At 39.9% G+C, this 20,803-nt stretch carries 18 protein-coding genes; 10 read left to right on the top strand and 8 right to left on the bottom strand.

Features of this window, described 5'->3' with window-relative positions; translation table 11 throughout:
• Positions 1-2: 2 nt before the first annotated feature.
• On the bottom strand, positions 3-1,349 hold the full coding sequence (gene astB / locus ABD009_RS02160; RefSeq protein ID WP_343822371.1) for an N-succinylarginine dihydrolase: 1,347 nt from the start codon (positions 1,347-1,349) through the stop codon (positions 3-5).
• Positions 1,350-1,741: 392 nt separating this feature from the next.
• Between astB and topA the strand changes: the two genes are divergently transcribed.
• Positions 1,742-4,405, top strand: coding sequence for a type I DNA topoisomerase (topA, locus tag ABD009_RS02155; RefSeq protein ID WP_343822370.1), 2,664 nt, complete (start codon positions 1,742-1,744; stop codon positions 4,403-4,405).
• 103 nt (positions 4,406-4,508) lie between these two features.
• Here the strand turns inward: topA and ABD009_RS02150 are convergent, their stop codons facing one another.
• Positions 4,509-4,955, bottom strand: coding sequence for a flavodoxin domain-containing protein (locus ABD009_RS02150; RefSeq protein WP_343822369.1), 447 nt, complete (start codon positions 4,953-4,955; stop codon positions 4,509-4,511).
• A gap of 2 nt (positions 4,956-4,957) precedes the next feature.
• A complete protein-coding gene (gene truC / locus ABD009_RS02145) occupies positions 4,958-5,719 on the bottom strand; it encodes a tRNA pseudouridine(65) synthase TruC (RefSeq protein WP_343822368.1) in 762 nt (253 codons plus the stop codon).
• 94 nt (positions 5,720-5,813) lie between these two features.
• Between truC and ABD009_RS02140 the strand changes: the two genes are divergently transcribed.
• Entirely contained in the window at positions 5,814-6,881 is a 1,068-nt protein-coding gene (locus tag ABD009_RS02140; protein ID WP_155695108.1) for a DUF3549 family protein, read from the top strand.
• Here the strand turns inward: ABD009_RS02140 and ABD009_RS02135 are convergent.
• From ABD009_RS02135 to pabB, 5 genes are all read right to left on the bottom strand, one after another.
• Entirely contained in the window at positions 6,852-7,295 is a 444-nt protein-coding gene (locus ABD009_RS02135) for a SufE family protein (protein ID WP_343822367.1), read from the bottom strand. The genes ABD009_RS02140 and ABD009_RS02135 overlap by 30 nt on opposite strands.
• 10 nt (positions 7,296-7,305) lie before the next feature.
• A complete protein-coding gene (locus tag ABD009_RS02130) occupies positions 7,306-8,505 on the bottom strand; it encodes an aminotransferase class V-fold PLP-dependent enzyme (RefSeq protein ID WP_343822366.1) in 1,200 nt (399 codons plus the stop codon).
• A gap of 67 nt (positions 8,506-8,572) precedes the next feature.
• A complete protein-coding gene (locus ABD009_RS02125; RefSeq protein WP_343822365.1) occupies positions 8,573-9,949 on the bottom strand; it encodes an L-serine ammonia-lyase in 1,377 nt (458 codons plus the stop codon).
• 83 nt (positions 9,950-10,032) lie between these two features.
• On the bottom strand, positions 10,033-10,614 hold the full coding sequence (locus tag ABD009_RS02120) for a CoA pyrophosphatase (protein WP_343822364.1): 582 nt from the start codon (positions 10,612-10,614) through the stop codon (positions 10,033-10,035).
• A 10-nt stretch (positions 10,615-10,624) separates the two neighbouring features.
• Positions 10,625-12,022: an aminodeoxychorismate synthase component I gene (gene pabB, locus ABD009_RS02115; protein ID WP_343822363.1), complete on the bottom strand. Its 1,398-nt coding sequence runs from the start codon at positions 12,020-12,022 to the stop codon at positions 10,625-10,627.
• A gap of 210 nt (positions 12,023-12,232) precedes the next feature.
• Between pabB and ABD009_RS02110 the strand changes: the two genes are divergently transcribed.
• The 8 genes from ABD009_RS02110 to ABD009_RS02075 all read left to right on the top strand — a co-directional run bounded on the left by ABD009_RS02110 (position 12,233) and on the right by ABD009_RS02075 (position 20,800).
• On the top strand, positions 12,233-13,753 hold the full coding sequence (locus ABD009_RS02110; protein ID WP_343822362.1) for a fumarate hydratase: 1,521 nt from the start codon (positions 12,233-12,235) through the stop codon (positions 13,751-13,753).
• A gap of 250 nt (positions 13,754-14,003) precedes the next feature.
• Positions 14,004-14,708, top strand: coding sequence for an START domain-containing protein (locus ABD009_RS02105; protein WP_343822361.1), 705 nt, complete (start codon positions 14,004-14,006; stop codon positions 14,706-14,708).
• Between the two features lie 66 nt (positions 14,709-14,774).
• Positions 14,775-15,455 (top strand): ABC transporter ATP-binding protein, encoded by a 681-nt coding sequence (locus ABD009_RS02100; protein WP_343822360.1) that lies wholly within the window; start codon positions 14,775-14,777, stop codon positions 15,453-15,455.
• A complete protein-coding gene (locus tag ABD009_RS02095; RefSeq protein WP_343822359.1) occupies positions 15,448-16,440 on the top strand; it encodes an HlyD family secretion protein in 993 nt (330 codons plus the stop codon). The genes ABD009_RS02100 and ABD009_RS02095 overlap by 8 nt, the downstream gene beginning before the upstream one ends.
• Positions 16,433-17,425 (top strand): HlyD family secretion protein, encoded by a 993-nt coding sequence (locus ABD009_RS02090; RefSeq protein WP_343822358.1) that lies wholly within the window; start codon positions 16,433-16,435, stop codon positions 17,423-17,425. Before ABD009_RS02095 ends, ABD009_RS02090 begins: the two co-directional genes overlap by 8 nt.
• Entirely contained in the window at positions 17,422-18,621 is a 1,200-nt protein-coding gene (locus ABD009_RS02085) for an efflux RND transporter periplasmic adaptor subunit (RefSeq protein WP_343822357.1), read from the top strand. The genes ABD009_RS02090 and ABD009_RS02085 overlap by 4 nt, the downstream gene beginning before the upstream one ends.
• Complete coding sequence (locus ABD009_RS02080) at positions 18,614-19,852, top strand: ABC transporter permease (protein ID WP_343822356.1); 1,239 nt, start codon at positions 18,614-18,616, stop codon at positions 19,850-19,852. Before ABD009_RS02085 ends, ABD009_RS02080 begins: the two co-directional genes overlap by 8 nt.
• A gap of 93 nt (positions 19,853-19,945) precedes the next feature.
• Positions 19,946-20,800, top strand: coding sequence for a DMT family transporter (locus ABD009_RS02075; RefSeq protein WP_343822355.1), 855 nt, complete (start codon positions 19,946-19,948; stop codon positions 20,798-20,800).
• The last annotated feature ends 3 nt before the right edge of the window (positions 20,801-20,803 follow it).

Raw genomic sequence — 20,803 nt, 5'->3', positions numbered from 1 at the left:
TACTAACGTTGGAAGTCGTAAACAGAACCAAGGTTTAATATTTGAGTTAGCTCATCTAAGGCCGTACGAGATTCCATTACTAGGCTAGGGTCAATTAGGTCGTTTTCAGACAACTCATCGCGATAATGTTTGTCTACCCAATTGTTTAATGTGGCAAATAACTGATCTGACATTAGCACGTGCTGATTGGTCGCTGCTAGCTCTTGCTCGCTTAACGCAACGCGTAAACGTAAACACGCTGGGCCGCCACCGTTTCTCATGCTTTGCTTAACGTCAAAAAAGTGTACTTTCTTAATTGGTGTATTCTGGCTAACAAGTTGCTCTAAGTAAGCCGATACAGACGCACTTTCTTTACACTCCATTGGTGCAATGATAGCCATTTCATTATTACCGATATCAACTAATTGAGTATTGAAAAGGTAAGTTTTAACTGCTTCTTCGACGCTAACTTGATTCGAAGCTACTTTAACAAAGTGCATCTCTTTATTGTTTTGCGCTGCATATTTGCGGTTAAGCTCCGCTAGTTTTTCTTCAGTATTCAAAAACGCTTGCTCATGGTAAAACAGCACATTTTGATTACCTACGGCAATTACATCGTTATGGAATACACCTTGGTCAATAACTTCTGGATTTTGCTGAACGTAAACAACACCTGATTCGTTTAACTGATGCAACCTAGATACTGCGGTACAGGCTTCAAATGTGTGGCGAGCAGGATACTTAACCGGTGCAGGTTTATTGTGATCAAACGCATAACGTCCGTACACAAACATTTCGATTCCACCTTGGCCGTAGTCATCACAAAATCTTGTATGGTTTGCAGCGCCTTCATCACCAAAATGGTCATTGTCAGGCAGGTGGCGGTGATGAGCAAAATGTTCATCGTTTGCAAACATGGCTTGTAAAATTCGGCCACTTGTTTCTGGCTCTAAAGAGCGGTGAAACTTATTGGTCAGGTTTGCAGGTGTAAAATGAACTTTTTTGTCGGCAGTATCTGAACTCGGTGAAACAGTCGCTGCATTAGCGGTCCACATGCTCGACGCTGAATATACTGCTCGTAATATTTGAGGCGCATGCTGTTTAGCTTGCTGTAAGATATTTGCATCAGAGCCAGTAAAACCTAAGCGACGCAATGCATTCATGTCAGGGCGCTCTTGAGGAGCAAGTACGCCTTGTTTTAATCCCATGTCGTGCAATGCTTTCATTTTTTGCAAACCTTGTTTGGCCGCAGATTTAGGATTAGATACGTCTTTTGCGTTTGATAAGGAGGCTACATTACCAACAGAAAGACCAGCATAATTATGAGTCGGCCCAACTAAACCATCGAAATTGGCTTCAAAATACTTCATTTATTGATAACTCCTCTATATTCATTTCCAAATAGATTTTTATTCAGAAAAAAAATTATTATTTTTATAGTGAAAGCTGATTTTTCAACTTTTCAGTGTTCCAGAATGATTGAAAATAAAATTCAAAATTAAAACTAAATAATTTTGCAACTAACAAAAATCCCTGTAACACTTGTAAACATTGCCTGTCAGAGGCTGTAAAACGTTTATATTATACGCAGTTAAGCAGAAAAATCTAAGTTAAAGAAAGAAATTGATAGCGATTTATGCTTGAAGTCGAATAGAATCGCATATATATCTTATAAGTTAGTATAACTACGCAAATAAACCAAAAACACTCACGTGGCTTAAAAGTTAAGCGGCGAAACAGTTTTATAAGTGATTGAGGAATTATGGGAAAATCTCTGGTAATAGTAGAATCACCAGCAAAAGCCAAAACTATCAACAAGTACCTCGGAAAGGATTTTGTTGTTAAGTCTAGTGTTGGTCATATTCGTGATTTACCCACGTCCGGTGGACCTAAGAAGGCCGCGGAAAGAACATCAACTAAAGGCATGTCTGTCGAAGAAAAGGCAGCCTTAAAAGCAAAAAAAGACAAAGAAGCATTAGTTGGACGCATGGGCATCAACCCTGATAAAGGTTGGGCGGCTAAATACCAAATACTACCAGGCAAAGAAAAGGTAGTGACCGAACTTAAAAAGCTCGCAAAAGATGCTGACCAAGTTTATCTCGCAACGGATTTGGACCGCGAAGGGGAAGCTATTGCATGGCACCTGCGGGAAATTATTGGCGGAAGTGACGATAAATTTAAACGTGTTGTATTTAATGAGATTACTAAAAGTGCAATACAACAGGCGTTCTCAAAACCTGGTGAATTAAACATTGACCGAGTAAATGCGCAACAAGCTCGTCGTTTCTTAGACAGAGTTGTTGGCTTTATGGTGTCGCCACTGCTTTGGAAAAAGATCGCTCGAGGCCTATCAGCTGGTCGAGTTCAATCGGTAGCAGTGCGTCTTGTTGTTGAACGAGAACGTGAAATTAAAGCGTTTATTCCAGAAGAGTTTTGGCGTTTGCATGCGGATACAACGACGGTTGCCAAACAGGCGATTTTATTAGAAGTTGCTAAACAGCAAGGTAAAACATTTAAGCCTGTGAATAAAGGCCAAATGGATGCCGTTTTAGAAGACATTAAGTCTCAAACATTTACCGTTAGCAACCGTGAAGACAAACCTTCGAAGAGCAAACCGTCAGCACCATTTATCACATCAACTTTGCAACAAGCAGCGAGTACGCGTTTAAGTTTTGGTGTTAAGAAAACAATGATGATGGCGCAGCGACTTTATGAAGCTGGTCATATTACATATATGCGTACTGACTCAACGAACCTTAGTTCTGAGGCGGTTGGTGCTTGTCGTATGTTTATTCAAAGTGAATTTGGTGAAAAGTATTTACCTAAATCACCAATTATGTACGGCAGCAAAGATGGCGCTCAAGAGGCCCACGAAGCGATTAGACCGTCAAATGTTGGTTTAACGTCAGATAAGTTAGATGGCATGGAACGAGATGCTGTACGTTTGTATGAGCTTATCTGGAACCAATTTGTTGCATGTCAGATGGTGCCAGCAGAATATGACGTTACAAACGTAACGGTTACCGCTGGAGACTTTGAATTACGAGCGAAAGGTCGTGTGCTTAAGTTTGATGGTTGGACACGTGTTCAACCAGCTGTTAAAAAAGCAAACGACGAAAACCTTGAATTACCTGATGTTAAAGTGGGTGAAGAGTTAGCATTAAAAGAGTTGATGCCGAAACAACACTTTACTAAACCAGTGGCTCGTTTTTCAGAAGCCAGTTTAGTTAAAGAGTTAGAAAAAAGAGGCATTGGCCGACCTTCAACGTATGCGTCAATTATTGGCACAATACAAGATAGAGGTTATGTAAGATTAGAAAGCCGACGCTTTTATGCGGAAAAAATGGGCGAGATTGTTACAGATCGCTTAGTTGAAAACTTTACAGACTTACTAAACTACGACTTTACAGCAAGAATGGAAGGTCGATTGGATGAAGTTGCGCATGGTGATTTGAAATGGAAAGCGCTTCTTGACGAATTCTATAAAGAGTTCAAAGAGAACCTAGAAGTGGCGTCGCAAGAGTCTGATGAAGGCGGCATGCGCCAAAATACGCCAATTGAAACGGATATTGAGTGCGGTAAATGTGGTCGTAACATGAATATCCGTACAGCAAGTACAGGTGTATTCTTAGGGTGTTCAGGTTATGCACTACCTCCAAAAGAGCGTTGCACAAATACCATGAACTTAACCTCAGGTGACGAAGCAGAAAGCGTGACCAATGAGGAGCAAGAAGCGGAAGCGTTGCGTCATATGAAACGTTGTCCAGTTTGCTCAACGGCAATGGATAGCTATCTAATTGACGAAAAACGAAAAATTCATATCTGTGGTAACAACCCCGTTTGTGAAGGGTTTGTTATTGAGAATGGTGAGTTCAAGTTAAAAGGTTATGACGGCCCTCTTATCGAATGTGATAAGTGCCAATCAGATATGGAATTAAAATCTGGTCGCTTTGGTAAATATTTTGGTTGTACTAATTCTGAATGTAAGAACACACGTAAATTACTTAAAAACGGTGAAGCTGCGCCTCCAAAAGAAGATCCGACTCACTTGCCTGAGTTGCCATGTGAAAAATCTGATGGTTACTTTGTGTTACGTGATGGTGCCGCTGGTTTATTTATGGCTGCTTCAACTTTCCCTAAATCTAGAGAAACGAGAGCACCATTTGTAGAAGAGCTTCAAAGGTTTAGAGATAGGATTAGTCCTAAGTTCTATTACCTAGCAGACGCGCCAGCGCAAGACCCAGATGGTAATAAAACCAAAGTTAGATTTAGTCGTAAAACCAAACAGCAATACGTTATGACTGAAGATGATAATGGTAAGGCAACAGGTTGGTCTGCTTGGTTTACTGAAGGTGAATGGACAGCGGAAGACAAACGCAAAAAACCAAAAGCAAAGGCGAAGCCTAAAGCCAAAGCGAAAAAATAACGGTTAATATTGGAAACGCCAGTTAATCATTGTGAATTTTTGATTTACTAAAACATAAATAAAAGCCGAAAGATTTAAATCTTTCGGCTTTTTTGTTGATGCCTTAGGCCGGAATGTGTGTCATCCATTCTTTAAGCCAAGGTAGCGCTTTTGTTTCTGGCTCTAATGTTTCACATGCATCAATTTTTAGCATAGGAATTGGAGCTATGCCTTGAAGCTCATAAAATAACTCTTCCATTTTTTCACCAGCACCACAAAATGTCTGGTAACTTGAGTCGCCCAGAGCAATTACCCCAAAAGGTTTTTGATTTTGCATTGGCATTGTATCCCTTGCGCCAAAGTAAAAACCTTCAATATTATTAGGCAGATCACCTTGACCTGTTGTAGAAGTGATAACTAAACACGCATCAACGTCGTGAATGTCGCCAACTAATGCCGAGTTATTGTATATTGTTGTATGACCAGCAGCATGCAATTCATTTTGAACCGTGGCTGACAGGGTTTGAGCCGCGCCAAAAACGCTACCCATTATAATTGCTACAGTTGCCATATTTATTTTCCTTGTAAATCTGTTTCCCAACCGCACGTATTTATTAAATGATTTAAGGCGTCATCTAAGGGGGCAGTAATGGTAATGTTTTGTTTCGAAATAGGGTGATTAAAACTCAGTGATTTAGCATGCAATGCCAGTCTTGTTAAATCAAGGTTTGCTCGGGCTGATTTATTCTGTTTGCCGTCACCATGATTTGTATCGCCAATAATTGGATGCCTGATGTGTGCCATATGACGCCTAAGTTGATGCTTTCGACCTGTTTTAGGCGTTAACTCAACTAAAGAGTAACGGCTTGACTCATAACGACCCGATGGAAATGGAAGCTCAACCTTTGCTAGTGTTTTAAGTAGAGTTTGTGCTTCTTGTGGTGGCAAGTCTTTATCGCGATCTTTGTCGGCAAATTTATCGTGAATGTAACTCAATGCGTAGTCAATTTCTAAAGAGTCTGGTGTATGTCCTCGCACCACGGCTAAGTAAGTTTTCTCAATGGAGCCTTCTATAAACGCCTGGTTTATTTCATGGGCAACTTCACTGCTTAATGCAAATAGAAGAACACCAGAAGTTGGTCGGTCTAGACGATGCACCGGAAATACATGTTGGCCAACAAGATCTCTGGTTAATTGAAGTGCAAATAGCGTTTCACGTTTATCAATTTCACTTCGGTGAACCAGCAAACCCGATGGTTTGTTTATTGCCACTAAAAACTCATCTTGATATAAAATTGATAATTCAGGCGTTTGATCAAAAATTATGTTTCGCATTGTTCGTTTATTCAATGAATATTTAGCAGAAAGGATACCACTTAAAGGCGAGAGCCCCTATAATTGCCAGGCAAAATAATTCAAAGGATAAATAATGACGACGGCAACTCCAAATAACCCAGTTCCAACTATTGCAGACTTAATGGCGAAAGCTGACGCTAATTGGCGCGTTTTTGATATGGGCAGAAGGATTCAATCGATTAATAAAAATGACTTTGCCGTCATGGAACGAGGTGAAAAGCCTTACCCTTATCCATTGCAACAAAAAGCTAGATTTGCGGTTTTATTTTGGGATCAAAAAGAAAGTAAACAAGCGAAAGTAAACAACCCATTTATTTGGTTTTTACAATTTGATGTTGACGAGCTTGGCTTATTAAATTTGCAGCAACGTGATCACTTTATATCAATTGTTATTAAAGAGTTAGGTTCAGCTATTGTTGGCAATAACGATAGTTCATCTGAAAAATTAGACAACCATCCATATTCATTTACGCCAGATCAAAATAAGCAGGCGTCTTTTAATGCAAAAGTGAAAGTCGCGTTAAAACAACCTGCGTCTATGTATTATGAGCATGTTCAGTCGTACTTTAACAATGAAATTAGTACGGATAAATGGCAGGAGCTCACGGTTCAGGGTATAGCTGACTTTGCCGCTAGAATTGAAGATACGAACAACGAAAGTAACCTAATAGCAAAGTTAGATGAACTAACGGTACAGATATTAAGTGTATTAGGTGGCACGTTGGAGCACTCAACAATTTCAACATTGCTAACCACTAAACTAATAGAGCAACAGAACATCGCATTAGACTCTTCAGATCATGAAGAAGTATTTCATTTATTAAGATGTATGGCGGGCAGTGAAGCAAAAGGTTTGGTAAAGGAACAGCTTAGTCATTTGTTGGCGCAACCAGATTTAAATGAAGAGAGCTTATATTTAATAATTGCAGGTCGCTTTTGGGATTATTTAAACGACCCTGAGTTATTAAATCTTTATTTTGATAAAGTAGCGCAGCATAGTAACCAACAGTTATTTGCCGGGATTTTTGCAGACTTAGTAGCCGTTCCTGCAACACGTGCTAGTTTGCTTGGCCTATTGCGAGATCCAAATCGTACGGCAGCTGTTTCAAGATCAATTGGAACCTTGTTCGGCAACCAATAATATTTTATTGACGATGGCTTTAATGCCATTGCCTCTTGATGGACTTAGCTGTTGTAATAAGCCAAGTTCATCAAGATAACTTTCTATCTTAAAGTCTAATATTTGGTTTTGCTCTTTGTTGTTATAAGCAGCAAGAATAATAGTTATTAAGCCTTTTACCACTTTTGAGTCAGACGAGGCCGCCAGCTTTAATTGGCCATTTACCCATTGATAGTTTAACCACACATTACTTTCACAACCCGCAACTAACTTGTCATCCAGCTTTAATGAAACAGGCTGTTCAGGCAGTTCTTTACCTAATAACATGATACGTCGATATTGATTTTGCCAACCTTTTTCTTTTAGCAGTATTTCCAATATGTCAGAAGACGTAAAATGAAACTGATTGGAGAACTCAATAATATCTTGGTGCATTTTCGCCTACTTATATATCTAATAAACTGATGGTGTTGTTAAGTGCTTTAATAAAGGCTGTAACATCATTGCTGTCATTATAAACGCCAAGGGACACACGCACGGTACCATCAATACCTAATGCGGCCATGAGCGGCATTGCGCAGTGGTGTCCACAACGAACGGCAATCCCTTGTTGATCCAATAACATACCTATATCAGCCACCGATTCACCGGTAATAGTAAAAGATACTACGCCTACATTATTGTCCATATCACCATAAAGCTGAATGTTGCGGTTCTTTTTTAGCTCATTAACAAGTTGTGAATGTAATAGGGCAATTTGATTATGCTGTGTTTGATAATTTGGACTACTAATAAATTCAATAGCCGCCTTTAGCCCAATAACACCAGCAATGTTAGGAGTACCTGTTTCTAATAAGGCTGGAATTTCTCTAAATTGGGTGCTTGTTCTCGTCACCTTTGTGATCATCTCACCGCCAAAGTTTACCGCTTGCATCCCACTTTTGACCCTGTTGTGAATATACAGAACACCTATGCCCGTTGGGCCATATAGTTTGTGACCAGAAAAAACGTAAAAATCACAATTTAGCTCTTCTACATTTACTGGAAGGTGAGCAACAGCCTGTGCGCCATCAATTAAAACGGTCGCTCCTGACTCTTTTGCCATGCGCGTCATGTCTGCTATTGGATATATAGTTCCTAGCGCATTCGATACGTGTTGAATCGCAATTAATTTAGGCTTGTTTGCTATAACGTGGGCGTATTGTTCTAAATCGACTTGGCCATTTTCTAACAATTCAATAATTGTCAGCTTTAATTGTTTGTTAATTGCCAGTTGTTGCCAAGGAACAAAGTTGGCGTGGTGTTCAGAAGCTAACACTACAACTTCATCACCTGCTTTAAGATTGTGGTTTGCCCAGCTTTGAGCTACTAAGTTTATTGAGTCAGTAGTGCCTTTTGTCCAAACAATGTTACTAGAGCTGCCTGCACCAATAAATTTAGCGACGCTTGCGCGACTTTCTTCATATTGAGCAGTGACATGCTGGGCTGCTTGATATGAGCCTCTGTGCACGTTTACATTGTTAGCTTGATAAAACTGCGTCATGGCATCAATTACCTGTTTAGGCTTTTGAGTAGTGGCCGCGCTATCAAGATAGACAAGGTCAGGGTTATTGCTAAAAAATGGGAATAATTGTTTGAGGCTCATAATTACGCATAAAAAAGGGCAAACTAACGTGGCGCTAGTTTACCCGATTTCATAGTGGGGGTAAAAATTAACATTCAATAATATTGACTGCTAAACCACCACGAGCTGTTTCTTTGTATTTAGACTTCATGTCGTTACCTGTATCCCACATGGTTTTTATAACCTTGTCTAACGATACTTTTTGTCCGCCACTACCGCGAAGTGCGAGTCTAGCAGCGTTAATTGCCTTTATTGAGCCCATTGCATTTCGTTCAATACAAGGAACTTGAACCAAACCACCAACAGGATCGCAGGTCAAACCTAGGTTGTGCTCCATGCCTATTTCTGCTGCGTTTTCTACTTGTTCAACGCTTGCACCTTGAATTTCTGCTAGTGCGCCAGCAGCCATTGAGCAAGCTACACCAACTTCACCTTGGCAACCAACTTCAGCACCTGAAATAGACGCGTTCTTTTTGTATAAGATACCAATGGCACCTGCTGTTAACAGGTAACGAACGATAAGGTCGTCATTTAGTGGTTTTACAAATTTATGGTAGTACATCAATACTGCAGGGATAATACCGGCCGCACCATTGGTAGGTGCTGTAACAACACGACCACCATCGGCATTCTCTTCATTTACAGATAAGGCAAATAGGTTAACCCAATCCATAACCGTTAACGGGTCGCTAGATTGCTCACTGGACAGTTTGCGATGCAACGCAGGTGCACGACGTTTAACTTTCAGGCCACCAGGCAAAATACCTTCCGTTCTAATTCCACGGTCGATGCAGGCTTCCATCACATGCCAAAGCTCTACGAGTTGTTTTCTCACTACTTTTTCATCTAGCCAAACTTTCTCATTTGCCATCATCAGGCCAGGAATGCTCAGACCGTCTTGTTGGCACATAGCTAACAAATCCGCGCCTGTTGAGAATGGATAAGGAACAGGCGTTTCTTCAACTTGCTGAACCGCCGTTTCTTTTTGAATTTCAAAATCTTCATGCTTAACAATAAAACCGCCACCGATTGAGTAATAGGTTTGGCTTAAAAGTATTTCGTCACCCGATTTAGCGGTTAGTGTCATACCATTTGAATGTAATGGCAGCGTTTTACGGCGATGAAAAACAATGGCGTTTTTACTTGGGAAGTCTATTAGCTGATGACCTAACAAATTTAGCTTTTCTGTAGAGTCAATATCAGCAAGTTTTTTCGCAACAGAGTCAGGGTCTATTGTTTCTGGCTCATCACCTAATAAACCTAAAATGACGGCTTTGCCAGAGCCATGACCAATACCTGTTTGCCCTAATGAGCCAAACAGCTCAGTCTGTACAGACGTTACTTGTGACAACAATCCTTTAGACTCTAACAAGTCTCCAAACTGTTTTGCTGCGCGCATTGGCCCAACAGTATGAGAACTACTCGGCCCAATGCCGATACTGAACATATCAAAAACACTTAACATTTAATTTTTCTATCTTTAGAAAACGATAGATAGATTGTAACGTAGTTTGTAAATATTCACATCATACTACGCATGAGAAAATCTTATTCGATATGTCGGATGAGCTTTTGTAAGATAGCCGCTGTAGCACCCCAGATGAGTTTGTTTTCAAATCGGATGAAGTGGATTTTAGAAGGTTTGCCTTGCCATTCAGGGGTTAAATAAAATTGATGCTTTCTAGCCATTAAATAAGCTAATGGTACTTCAAATATGTCGCTCACTTCATCTTCATTAGCAACGAAGGTTTGATTGCCATCCACAAGTGCAACAAGTGGCGACATGGTAAAATGACTAACAGTATGCAGTTCAGGTAACCAACCAAGTGGCTGTATTTTTCTTGTATTTAGGCCTATTTCTTCTTCACTTTCTCTTATTGCCGTATCAGTGAGTGTATCGTCAACCTCGTCATGTTTGCCGCCTGGAAAGCTAATTTGACCTGGGTGATTTCTTAAATGATTGGCTCGTTGAGTTAACAATATGTGTAGACCGTTTTCCCTATTGATAACAGGGATTAACACTGCAGCTCTTTTTAACGGTGTCGCTGGACCGAATCGACCATAGTCAGATTCATTTTCATCAGAAAATGGCCGTAAACACAGTCTTGAGGCAAATTCAGTAGGCGTCATTATAAATCTACTATCCAGTCATTTCAGTTAAGGTAGGTAAAATTTTGTTCACCTTGTCTAAGGTTTCTTGATATTCGTCTTCACATTTTGAGTCGGCCACTAATCCGCCGCCAGCCCAACAGTAAATTCTATTATTACTACATACTAACGTTCTAATTGTGATGTTTGTATCCATGTCACCATTAGGTTTTATATAACCTATTGAACCGCAATATGCACTTCTCGGGTGTGGCTCCAATTCATGAATAACTTCCATAGCCCTAATTTTTGGCGCACCAGTAATAGAACCGCCAGGAAACGCGCCACGAAGTAAGTCAATAGAACTGGCATTATGCTTAAGCTCCGAAGTAACCGTACTTACTAAGTGATGAACTGCTGGATAACTCTCTATATCAAATAACTTAGGCACTTTTACCGAACCAGCTTTAGACACTTTAGCAATATCGTTTCTCAAAAGATCGACAATCATTAAATTTTCAGCACGATCTTTTGTCGCATTAAATAACTCATTGGCGAGTGACTTATCTTCACTGATAGATTTGCCACGAGGCCGCGTACCTTTAATTGGCTTTGTTTCAACAAGCTTGTTCGTTACTTGTAAAAAGCGCTCTGGCGATACACTTAAAATAGCACCTTCTTCCAATCGCATAAAGCTAGAGAAGGGGGCTTTATTCTGCTCTCTTAGCTTCAAATAGGCCTGCCACTCTGAACCAGTATAATCAGCACAAAAGCGTTGTGCTAAGTTTACTTGATAACAATCGCCAGACTGCAAATAAGCTTGAATCGCATTAAATTTGGTTTGGTAATCTAAAAACGTCATGTTTGATTGCCATGCATTGGTAAGCGCAAAACCTTTATTTGGTGACTGCGAAGGTATTTGTTCGAACTGTCTGTTGTCTATAATCGTTAGCAGCGTTTGATAATCATCTTCTGGTTGTAGGGACTGACTAAAGTAGTTAATTTTTCCGTTTTCGTGATTAATTACTAGGCCTGAAAGGTAAATGCCAACGGCCATGTCTGGGATAGTAATGTCATGAGGTTTTGGTTTTGGCAATGGCTCAAAATGACCACCTAATTCATAACCCCAAAAGCCTACGGCACCACCACTAAAGGGCAGACTACTATCAAGCTTCAAATTATAGGCTTGTAACGATTGGTCAATAAGAGTCAGTGGATCTTCATTAGATGTTGTTACATTGCCGTCAGGTTTTATTATTTGAGTAACATCACCAAAGGTTTTAAGTAATACAGATGGACTCCAGACACACAGTGAAAATCCTTTGCCTTCCGTTGAGCTATTTGCGCTATCTAGGAAAACAAAAGAAGGAGTTTCTTGTAAACATAGTAAAACGCGCTGAAATTCAGCGTTTGATAAAGATAAGGCTTTACGAAATACAGATTGGGACATTTTGATTGATTAACTTGTTTAACAATTCAACAAAATTATAAGGTTAACTTAAATTTTGCAGGTTTATATGTTGGTTTCAATTGAGCAGAAGAGTATCATTATCAATATTAATTTTCAGTAATCATGATCATTTATTGAAACTTTACAAAACTCGACGACAATAAACATACGTTTTGTTTTCAAAATAATATCAAAAATACAGAGGTCGCTATGACGGTTATTCGCCAACAAGACTTAATTGAAAGTATTGCAGACTCGCTACAATACATGTCTTACTACCACCCATTAGATTATGTTCAAGCTGTTGAAAAGGCTTACCATAAAGAGCAAAACCCTGCGGCTAAAGACGCTATGGCACAAATTCTTATTAACTCAAGAATGTCTGCAGAAGGGCGTCGTCCAATTTGCCAAGATACCGGAATAGTGACCTGTTTTGTGAAAATAGGCATGGGTGTTCAGTGGGACAAAACGGACATGACAGTTCAACAAATGGTGGATGAAGGTACGCGCAGAGCCTACTTAAACCCAGACAACCCATTAAGAGCTTCAATTGTTGCTGATCCAAACGGTGCGAGAAAAAACACCAAAGACAATACACCGTCGGTTGTTCATGTTGAAATGGTGCCTGGTACAGGCATCGAAGTTATGATTGCTGCTAAAGGCGGTGGTTCTGAGAATAAATCTAAAATGGCGATGTTAAACCCGTCAGATGACATTGTTGAATGGGTAACAAAAACATTACCGACAATGGGTGCGGGTTGGTGTCCACCAGGCATGCTAGGCATAGGTATTGGCGGTACGGCAGAAAAAGCAGCGGTTATGGCAAAAGAGTCATTGATGGATCCCGTTGATATTCAAGATCTTATGGATAAAGGTGCAGAAACGTCGGATGAACAGCTACGTTTAGACTTACTTAAAGCAGTGAATGACCTAGGTATTGGTGCACAAGGCCTCGGTGGTTTAACAACGGTTGTAGATATTAAAGTTAAGTCTTGTCCAACACACGCAGCGTCTAAACCTGTAGTAATGATCCCAAATTGTGCAGCAACTCGTCATGTTCACTTTCATTTAGACGGGTCAGGTCCGGCGCAATTAACACCACCTAAATTAGAAGATTGGCCAGAAGTGACGTGGGAAATGGGTGACAATGTTCGTCGAGTTAACATTGATACAATTACTAAAGAAGAAGTAGCGACTTGGAAAGCTGGTGATACAGTATTACTAAGCGGTAAAATTCTAACAGGTCGTGATGCTGCTCATAAACGTATTAAAGACATGTTAGATAAAGGTGAAGGGCTACCAGAAGGCGTAGACTTTAACGGACGCTTCATTTATTACGTTGGTCCAGTAGACGCTGTTGGTGATGAAGTAGTTGGCCCTGCAGGACCAACAACGGCAACACGTATGGATAAGTTTACTGACTTGATGTTAGGTGAAACTGGCCTTATGGGTATGATTGGTAAGGCAGAACGTGGGCCAGCAACGGTAGATTCAATTGCCAAATATGGCTCAGTTTATCTAATGGCTGTAGGCGGCGCTGCATACTTAGTATCTAAAGCGATTAAGAAATCTAGAGTCGTCGCTTTTGAAGATTTAGGTATGGAAGCCATCTATGAGTTTGAAGTTGAAGACATGCCGGTATCTGTTGCAGTAGACAGCACGGGTAACAATGTACATGAAACTGGCCCTGCAATGTGGAAAGGCAAAATAGCTGAAATGAATAAAAGCTAATAGTCGCATCAACGTTAAATAGCTTATTTAAATTGAAGATAAACGTGAAGGTTAAGTAAACGTTCACCTTCAATTATCAGTTTGGTTATTTATGTTAAATCAAAGTCAAAAGCCAGTTTACCTACCGTGACTGGCTTTTTAGTATCCAATTACGACAAAGGGCGGTTTAGAAATGAGCACTAAAACTGTTTTAACGAAAGCACTCTTAACCAGGACACTCTTAACCAAGATAAGAGTAACCCAATTCATAATGGCACTGGTTAGCTTCAGCTACGTTATTGACGTCAATGCTGCAACAGATAAGCAAAGTGATTGGGCGCTAGAATACAAAAATCCTCAAACGGTTATTTATACTAGGCCATATATTGCTGATAGAGCGCGGTTAACAATCAGCGCAGTAGATAATGCCAGGTCCAATAAAATGCCAAAAACTTCAGGTTTTTTAGAAGTAAAATCAGAGGTTAAGATAAATGCACCACTAAATTCCGTTTTGCCCTATTTTCAGGGGGAGAATGGGTGTTGGCAGTGGCAGTTGAAATGTAAGTCGTCGGTGATCCTAAATAAGATAAATGAGCATCATCAAGTGGTTTATACTGTTGTTAATATGCCCTGGCCCATTACCGATAGAGACTTTGTTTTTGAGGCTAAAGTTTCCGAACATAATACTGCTTCTGCTCAAGGTCTAACTAAAAAGGTTGTTATTAGTTTAGCGCCGCATCTGAACCCAGAGCAATATAACAAAGAAAAATCAAAGCTCGTTAGAGCAACCTCAAATATTGTTTATGAACTCACTGCAAGTTCGGACAATAAAACGCAGTTGAATATTTACATGCACACAGACTTCTCAGGTTCTATATCACCTAAATTAATAAACAGTCGCTTAGCAGACTCACTCCGTGATGATATTGACGCACTGTTACAATTAATCGACGGAAATGCAGGACCGTCAGCATAGACTTTACCAGGTGATAATATTAATGTACGTGGTTAAATAGTAGAGCTTATTTGACAGCGGGAAGTCATGCTTAAAATAAAAGAAATAGAAAAGTCATTCAGAAATGGGGATGAAGTTGTAAAGGCATTAAATGGTGTGTCTTTAGAAATATCAGAAAACGAGTTTGTTGCCTTTATGGGTAGCTCAGGTTCAGGTAAATCAACGTTAATGAATATTTTAGGTTGTTTAGATACACCTACACATGGAGAGTATTTTTTAAACGGTGCAAATGTTGCATCATTGTCAGACGAAGCCTTGTCCAAAGTAAGAAATGAACATATTGGTTTTATTTTCCAAACCTTCCATTTACTGCCTAAATTAGATGCCATCGGTAATGTGAAATTACCGCTCAGGTACTCCAATATATCAGATGAAGAAGCCACAGAGCGTGCGGTTCACCTTTTAAAAAAGGTAGGCCTTGAACACCGTATGCATCATAAACCTTTTGAAATGTCAGGCGGACAACGTCAACGTGTCGCTATTGCAAGAGCGTTAATTAATAACCCCGCTGTTGTATTGGCTGACGAACCAACCGGTAACCTCGATAGTAAAACGTCAGAAGAAATCATGGCGTTATTAACAGACTTGCACAAACAAGGGCAAACTATAGTTATGGTTACTCACGAAGATGACATTGCTGAATTTGCAGAACGAGTTGTGAGAATGAAAGACGGCCAAGTTATTAGCATGGAGAGTAATAATGTTTAACAAACGAAACGTTACGCAACTTCATCAATCTGTTCGTACCACCTTAATATCTAGTGCCTTTTTACTTTTGCCATTTGCAAATGCAGAATCAGTATTGATTACTGGGGAAATAGCCTCGTTGGAGAAACAAATCGTAACTGCGCCAAGAACGGACCGTTGGCAGGTACAAATTCAGTGGATGTTTGAAGAGGGAAAAATAGCGAATAAAGGTGACTTAATTGCCGTGTTTGATTCTGGTTCTTTAAAGTCTCAGATTAAACAAAGTGAAGAACAACTTTCATCAGAAAAGCTCCTGTTAAAGAAGAAAAAGTTAGATTTAGAACAAGCCGTCACAGATGCTCAAAGTGCATTAGTTGTTGCTGAGTTAGAGGTGGAAAAGGCAAGAATTGAAGCTGGCATAACGTCGACAGATGTTAGCAAGTATGACAAGGGCCGTTATCAAATTGCACTCGAGCGAGCTTTGTTAAATAAGATTAAAGCACAACAGTTATTGCTGGTAAGAAAAAAAGAGCAAGATGTTGAAACTTCAAAGCAAAATATTTCAATAACAAAAATAGAAGAGAGACTGGCGTATCAATACCAGACGTTGGATAGAACCTCAGTAAAAGCTGAAATAACTGGTCAGGTTACGCATGCAATGCACCCTTGGCATGGTGAAAAAATTACTGCAGGAACCATGTTACAGCAATCAATGAAAGCCATGCTAGTTCAAGGTAAAGGTGGGTATCAGGTTCAGGCTTGGGTTCACGAAATTGATGTAAATAAGGTACAGGCGGGAAATGTTGCCTCGCTTCGTTTGGATGCCTATCCAAATCAAAAGCTTGAAGGGCGAGTTGTTTCTGTCGCTAGTCAGTCTGAAAAAAGAGAAAATTGGAGTAACAGCTCCTATCACCGTATGTATTTAGAATTTAAACAGCAACCTAATGCTGAGTTATTGCCAGGCATGAGTGTGCAAGTTGTGGTGGAGGGAGACGCTGATGAATAAAATTAAAATTATATTAACCTCATTCCTTTTGAGCCAAATCATTGGTTGTGGAACTGAAGTCAGTGTAACTACTGAGGTTACGAAACCAGCAAGCCTGACAGCAACGGGTGTATTAGTTTCAAAAGAATCAGCAACAGTATCGCCACCGAGTGTTTCTAGTATGTGGCAATATAAGATTCAATACCTTGTTAAAGAAAATACGCTCGTGAAAAAAGGCGACACTGTGGTTCGTTTTGACCCTATGCAATTAAGAAATGACTTAATGAGCAAACAAAGTCAACTTGATGCCGCCGTTAAACAAAAAGAACAAAGTGAATTAAATCAGACCCAGATACTACAAGACTTAAAGTTAGCGAGAGCAGAAGCTAAAATGAACAGAGACAAAGAAAAGCGCAAAGCTGAAATTGTTGATGCTTCTCGTTCTGGTATTGAAAAAGAAAAGCAGGCTAAGCAATACGAAATAGCGCAAGCAATTTTTGCCCAAGCCGAGCAACGATTAAAAAGTTACTATACAAGCACCTCTATAAATGAGGAAGTATCGGATGCAACAATCAACCGATTAACTATCGACGTGGATCGCATAAAATCTGAAATCAGTTTACTTAATGTTAAAGCCAGTAAAGCAGGCATAGTTATGTATGTTACCGAGCAGGATGGGGAGAAACCAGCTATTGGTGAAAGCATCTGGCAAGGTAGACGTATTTTAACTATTCCGTCATTGGATAAAATTGCGGTGCAAGCTGAGTTTGATGAGCCTGATACAACAAAGGTGAACGTTGGCGACGACGTTAAAATCACCCTTGATGCTTACCCTGAGATGCCTTTTGTAGGCAAAATTACTAGCCTTGGGCAATCCTATAAAACAAAATCTTATAGAAATCCTAAAGTTATTTTTGACGTTTTTATTGATATTGAAAATATTAATCCAGAGATAATGCGTCCAGGCATGAAAGTTAAAGTTGAAATGGCAGGAGGCCAATTGTGAATTGCTCAAAAATTAAATTACTGATACCTGGCTTGGTACTCTTGTTGTCGGGCTGTTCAGAAGAGCAGGAAACCATACCGACTTATACCATTGAAGCTTCAACACTGAGCGTAAATGTACCTGGAACTGGCCACTTAGAAGCTGCATCATCACAAGTTATTAACTCTCCTGGCCGTCAACCAATGACAATTGCCTGGTTAGCAGAGGAATACAAAGAAGTTAAAAAGGGCGAGCTGATTGTAAAGTTTGATGGTGAAAAACTATCTATAGATTCACGTAATGAACAATTAGATATGATGCTTATCGAAAAGGATATTGGTAAAAAAGTCACTGAAAAAAATAAACTTGAAACTGAGGTTGACGCAGAAAAAGAGTTTGTTAGTGAAGAGTTTGAATTTGCGAAAAGTTATTCTGTTGATGACTTGCGAATCTACTCCCAGTTGGAAATTATCGAATCAATAGAAAATACTGAGTTTTTGAGCGCAAAAGATGAGTTCTTAGATTGGAAAAAGGGCAGCATCAGCGAACAAAGTCAAAGTGCCGTAGATGTTTTAGATATACAAAAAAATGGCCATCAATCCAAACTAGAACAACACCAACAAGCTCTAGCCCATTTAGAAGTTAGGGCGCCTTTTGATGGGTTGTTAGTCTACGAGAAAAACTGGCGCGGTGAATCTGCTTCTGTTGGGCAATCGGTATTTCCCGGTAGACCTGTGGCAAAGATACCTAACCTGTCTAAAATGCAGGCAAAACTTTTCGTCTTGGAAAAAGAAGCGATTGGCTTAGCCAAGGACCAGAAAGTCAGTTTAACGTTAGATGCCTATCCAGACAAAACTTTCAAAGGCACTGTGGTTGAAGTTGCTGGTTTTGCAAGAACGATTCAAAGAGGAAACCCTGTTAAATTTTTTGAGGTAACGGTGGAGATTGACCAAGCGGGAAATGATACTTTCAGACCGGGTCGCAAGTTGTCAGCCACCATTCATGTGGAAGAGTTTAATCAAAAGCTACTTGCGCCAATCCAAGCTATTCATAACGAAGATGGTGGTAATTTTGTTTACCTGAAGCAGGGTGGCGAATTCAAAAGACAACCTATTTCAACGGGCGCAAAGAACCTGTTTTTAGTAGAAGTCATGTCGGGTCTAAAAGAAGGTGATCAGATTGCCTTAAGTACTCCAGGAGAAAATAAACATGGATAAGTTAATGCCTTTAGTATTCGATGCGTGGAGTGAACTAGTGTCGCAAAAGTTAAGAACGTTATTGACTTTGTTAGGTATGATTTTTGGAGTAGGTGCCGTTATTGCTATGTTAAACATTGGCGAAGGTGCGGAAAAAGAAGCTCTAAAGTTGATTGATTCAATGGGGGTCAATAATTTAATTATTGAGGGTAAGCAATATAATAAAGAAGAGCTTAAAGAGTTACGTGAAGAATCACTCGGCTTGTCTATGTCAGATGTTGATGCCATGTTATCTACTTTGCCCTTTATAACGGGTTATAGTGCTGAAAAGTCTATAAAGACCCATGCCTTGTATAGCGAATATGGGAAAGCTGAATCAGAGACAGTAGGAGTGAATGAGCGATATTTTGAACTTGCTAATCTGTCGGTACAAAGTGGGCGATTAATCTCAAAAGAGGACAATACTAAGGTTAGCCAAGTTGCGGTTTTAGGCGCTGATGCGGCGTTGTCTTTGTTCCCTAACGCAGATGCAATAGGAAAATTGATTAAGGTTAATCATGTTTGGTTGCAGGTCGTTGGTGTACTGACAACACCGGCACTAAATAAAGATGAATTCCAAGGCGTTAAACTGGGTGGCGACCGAAACAGAATTTTCGTTCCGCTATCTACATCGCTAAAAAAGTTTTCGTCAGACAGATTAGCCAGTGAACTTGATGTTGTTAAAGTGTCTATTCAAAGTGGCTATAGCCCAATATTAGCTTCTAAGGCTATTTCCCAGTTGCTTTCAGTTCGCCATAGTGACATCGAAGATTACACCCTGGTGATCCCATCAGAATTACTTGCACAACAAGAGCAAACGCAACAAATTTTTAATATTGTTATGGCTTGTGTTGCTGGTATTTCTTTATTAGTAGGTGGCATTGGAATCATGAATATTATGTTGGCCAATGTATTAGAGCGTACCAAAGAAATAGGCTTATTAAGAGCGGTTGGAGCAACAAAGCAGGATATTAAGCTACAGTTTATTACAGAAAGCTTTGTTATTTCATTTCTAGGCGGTGTATTGGGCGTTATATTTGGCCTACTACTTTCTGAAGTGATTGGCTTTTATTCTGAGTGGGCAGTGACTTGGTCAATGTGGGCAATCTTCTTGTCGCTAGCGATATGTATGATTGTTGGTGTTTCTTTTGGAGCTTACCCAGCGATAAAAGCTTCAAGACTAAACCCTATAGAGGCATTGCATTCCGACTAGGCTTAAACAACGTTTGTTGAGTTTTATGTCTAACGAGCATAGTAATTTAATCTACATCCGTTACTATGCGCTCTTCATTTTTTGTTAGGGGTAATGATGGCAACGTTTTTAGGCTTTTTTGCTATTTTTATGTGGGGTATGTTGGCGGCACTAAGTGTGTTTACAAACCGTATCCCACCGTTTCAACTTCTTTTTATCTGCTTCACTATCGCCAGTTCGTTAGTTTATGTAAAACGAGCAATTAAGCGTGAGCCTTTAATAAAAAAGCCTGCAATGGACCGAACTCAATGGCTGGTGGGCGTAACTGGACTGTTTGGCTTTCATATTTTCTACTTTTTAGCACTTCGCTTTGCGCCACCTATTGAAGCAACCTTAATTATCTACCTTTGGCCTTTGTTATTAGGTGTACTATTGGCAACTAAGGGCAATAAACGTTTTGCTGTGTTAGGCGGGATTATAGGCTTTTGTGGCACGGTAGTAATGATTGCAGACGGTTTAGACACAAACCAAGGTGAAAGCGCTTTAGCGGTTGTCGGTTATCTTTGTGCGTTAGGTTGTGCACTTATATGGACCAATTACTCTTGGTTTTTATCGAAAACAAAAAGTGATGTAGAGGATATATCTTGGGTTGCACTAGCTGTTGCCTTCATCGCGTTAGTGTGTCATTTGCTCTTTGAAAATGGCGTGTGGGATTTAACAAATACGGAAGTGGCGATGCTAATACTTATTGGTATAGGGCCAACAGGCGGTGCTTTCTATTTATGGGATATTGGCATGAAACAGGGCAATCAATCTTGGTTGGCATCAATTAGCTTTGGTACACCGGTAATTGCGTCGGTATCTTTGTATTTGTTTGGCTTTAGTGAGCTAACTGTTTCAATAATTGTTGCGACATTATTAATTGTTGTAGGTGCAGTTGTTAGTAACTCACTTAGTAAAACCAGATAAGTA

It is taken from the genome of Psychrosphaera haliotis, assembly GCF_039523615.1.
In the GTDB taxonomy this organism is placed as follows: Bacteria; Pseudomonadota; Gammaproteobacteria; order Enterobacterales; family Alteromonadaceae; genus Psychrosphaera; species Psychrosphaera haliotis.
Note: the sequence above shows the minus strand (reverse complement) of the source record. Positions and strands in the feature narration are given on the sequence as shown.

Coding starts and splice junctions, on each gene's coding strand:
- ABD009_RS02150 (WP_343822369.1), bottom strand. CDS start 4,955: ATGGCAACTGTAGCAATTATAATGGGTAGCGTTTTTGGCGCGGCTCAA.
- topA (WP_343822370.1), top strand. CDS start 1,742: ATGGGAAAATCTCTGGTAATAGTAGAATCACCAGCAAAAGCCAAAACT.
- truC (WP_343822368.1), bottom strand. CDS start 5,719: ATGCGAAACATAATTTTTGATCAAACGCCTGAATTATCAATTTTATAT.
- pabB (WP_343822363.1), bottom strand. CDS start 12,022: ATGTCCCAATCTGTATTTCGTAAAGCCTTATCTTTATCAAACGCTGAA.
- astB (WP_343822371.1), bottom strand. CDS start 1,349: ATGAAGTATTTTGAAGCCAATTTCGATGGTTTAGTTGGGCCGACTCAT.
- ABD009_RS02100 (WP_343822360.1), top strand. CDS start 14,775: ATGCTTAAAATAAAAGAAATAGAAAAGTCATTCAGAAATGGGGATGAA.
- ABD009_RS02140 (WP_155695108.1), top strand. CDS start 5,814: ATGACGACGGCAACTCCAAATAACCCAGTTCCAACTATTGCAGACTTA.
- ABD009_RS02105 (WP_343822361.1), top strand. CDS start 14,004: ATGGCACTGGTTAGCTTCAGCTACGTTATTGACGTCAATGCTGCAACA.
- ABD009_RS02130 (WP_343822366.1), bottom strand. CDS start 8,505: ATGAGCCTCAAACAATTATTCCCATTTTTTAGCAATAACCCTGACCTT.
- ABD009_RS02120 (WP_343822364.1), bottom strand. CDS start 10,614: ATGACGCCTACTGAATTTGCCTCAAGACTGTGTTTACGGCCATTTTCT.
- ABD009_RS02080 (WP_343822356.1), top strand. CDS start 18,614: ATGGATAAGTTAATGCCTTTAGTATTCGATGCGTGGAGTGAACTAGTG.
- ABD009_RS02135 (WP_343822367.1), bottom strand. CDS start 7,295: ATGCACCAAGATATTATTGAGTTCTCCAATCAGTTTCATTTTACGTCT.
- ABD009_RS02075 (WP_343822355.1), top strand. CDS start 19,946: ATGATGGCAACGTTTTTAGGCTTTTTTGCTATTTTTATGTGGGGTATG.
- ABD009_RS02125 (WP_343822365.1), bottom strand. CDS start 9,949: ATGTTAAGTGTTTTTGATATGTTCAGTATCGGCATTGGGCCGAGTAGT.
- ABD009_RS02095 (WP_343822359.1), top strand. CDS start 15,448: ATGTTTAACAAACGAAACGTTACGCAACTTCATCAATCTGTTCGTACC.
- ABD009_RS02090 (WP_343822358.1), top strand. CDS start 16,433: ATGAATAAAATTAAAATTATATTAACCTCATTCCTTTTGAGCCAAATC.
- ABD009_RS02110 (WP_343822362.1), top strand. CDS start 12,233: ATGACGGTTATTCGCCAACAAGACTTAATTGAAAGTATTGCAGACTCG.